General features: G+C 53.5%; 2 protein-coding genes. Both read left to right on the forward strand.

Features of this window, described 5'->3' with window-relative positions:
- The first annotated feature begins 279 nt into the window (after positions 1–279).
- Positions 280–1,872: a cytochrome c oxidase subunit I gene (gene ctaD, locus AC52W5_RS13355; protein WP_495671345.1), complete on the forward strand. Its 1,593-nt coding sequence runs from the start codon at positions 280–282 to the stop codon at positions 1,870–1,872.
- 28 nt (positions 1,873–1,900) lie between these two features.
- Positions 1,901–2,044, forward strand: coding sequence for a hypothetical protein (locus tag AC52W5_RS13360; RefSeq protein ID WP_166637073.1), 144 nt, complete (start codon positions 1,901–1,903; stop codon positions 2,042–2,044).
- Positions 2,045–2,275 lie beyond the last annotated feature (231 nt).

Consider the following 2,275-nt stretch of genomic DNA (forward strand, 5'->3'; position numbering starts at 1 on the left):
AATGGCGCCATTCAAGCACCTGTCGGATGTGGATATTGCCTCGGTGATCACCTACCAGCGCAATTCCTTCGGCAACTCGACAGGCGATGCCGTCCAGCCATCCGAAATCAATCAACACAGAAGATAGTCAAGGAGAAATCATGAACCTGCGTATTCGATGTTGCCCAACATGACACTGCAGCAGGATGACAGAGCGATCGCTATCCTCCTTTGATGAGTTGGGATAACAGTCGGCAGAGATATCAAAAATATTCAAGAAACAGCACTCAGGAGAAACTCATGGCAGCAATACCTGATTACGATGTCGTGCATGGCGTCGATCACGCGCACGACCATCCCCCCACCGGCCTGATGCGGTGGCTGACCACCACGAATCACAAGGATATCGGCACGATGTATCTGTGGTTCAGCTTCATCATGTTCCTGACAGGGGGCGTAATGGCGCTGACCATTCGGGCCGAACTTTTTCAGCCGGGGTTGCAGATCGTCAATCCCGAATTTTTCAACCAGCTCACAACCATGCACGGATTGGTGATGGTATTCGGCGCCATCATGCCGGCCTTCGTCGGTTTTGCCAACTGGCAGATACCGATGATGATCGGCGCTCCCGACATGGCCTTTGCGCGAATGAATAACTGGAGCTTCTGGCTGCTTCCTCCCGCGGCATTGTTGCTCATCACTTCTTTCTTCGCGCCTGGCGGCGCTGCTGCCGGGGGCTGGACTTTTTATCCTCCGCTGTCGGTGCAGATGGGCATCGGGATGGACATGATGATTTTTGCCATCCATATACTCGGTGCTTCCTCCATCCTGGGTTCGATCAACATCATCACCACCATTCTCAACATGCGCGCGCCGGGCATGACCCTGATGAAGATGCCCATGTTCGTGTGGACCTGGCTGATCACTGCGTATCTGCTGGTGCTGGTCATGCCGGTGCTGGCGGGTGTGGTGACCATGCTGCTGACTGACCGCAATTTCGGCACCAATTTCTTCAATGCGGCGGGTGGGGGTGATCCAGTGCTGTTCCAGCATGTTTTCTGGTTCTTCGGGCACCCCGAAGTCTACATCATGATCCTGCCGTCATTCGGTATTGTCTCCGAGGTGATTCCCACTTTTTCCCGCAAGCCGCTGTTCGGATATTCCTCGATGGTGTATGCAACCGCTTCCATCGCCATTCTTTCCTGCATCGTCTGGGCGCACCATATGTTCACTGCGGGCATGCCGGTGGTAGGGCAGCTGTTTTTCATGTACGGCACTATGCTGATCGCGGTTCCGACCGGTGTGAAAGTGTTCAACTGGACCGCCACGATGTGGCGTGGCTCCATGACTTTCGAGACACCCATGCTGTTTTCCATCGGCTTCATTTTCCTGTTCGTTATCGGAGGTTTCAGCGGCGTGGTGTGTGCCATTGTCCCGATCGATGTCCAAGTGCAGGATACCTACTATGTGATCGCGCACTTCCACTATGTGCTGGTATCCGGCTCACTCTTCGCCATCTTCGCCGGTGCGTACTACTGGCTGCCGAAGTGGACGGGTCACATGTATGACGAGACACTGGGCAAATGGCACTTCTGGCTGTCCATGTTCTTCTTCAACCTCACTTTCTTCGTCCAGCACTTCCTAGGGCTTGCCGGCATGCCGCGCCGTATTCCCGACTATGCGCTGCAATTTGCGGACTTCAATATGATTTCCAGTATTGGAGCGTTTGGATTCGGTATGACCCAGTTGTTGTTCCTCTATGTGGTACTGAAGTGCATCCGCGGGGGAGCAAAGGCGCCCCAAAAACCATGGGAGGGTGCAAAAACACTGGAGTGGACCTTGCCCTCGCCGGCGCCCTATCACACCTTTGAAACGCCGCCAATTGTGAAGTAATCCGCTAATCGATAAACAGGAGATCGTCATGTCGAAAAATATGGATATGTCGCAACCCGTGAATCTGTCGGAAGATGAGGAGATCGAGAGGAAGCTTGCAGCAATCAGAACGGCTCTTTATGCGCTGGCTTTCTCTCTGGTGGTGCCCCTTATGCAATATTTTTGGCAATAGCTGCTGTCAAAACCAGCCGGCATCCTATCGATCAACCATAAAGAGAGAAAAAAGTGAGTCAAGAAGCGAGTCATTACTACGTTCCGGCGCCATCCCCCTGGCCCATTACGGGGTCACTAGCGCTGTTATTCATGGGATTCGGTGCGGCCTTGTCGGTCAACCGGATTCCCCTGGGTTACGGATTGCTGGCGACAGGCTTTGCCATACTCGTCTACATGATGTTTGGATGGT

This window comes from Nitrosospira sp. CT (assembly GCF_059489795.1).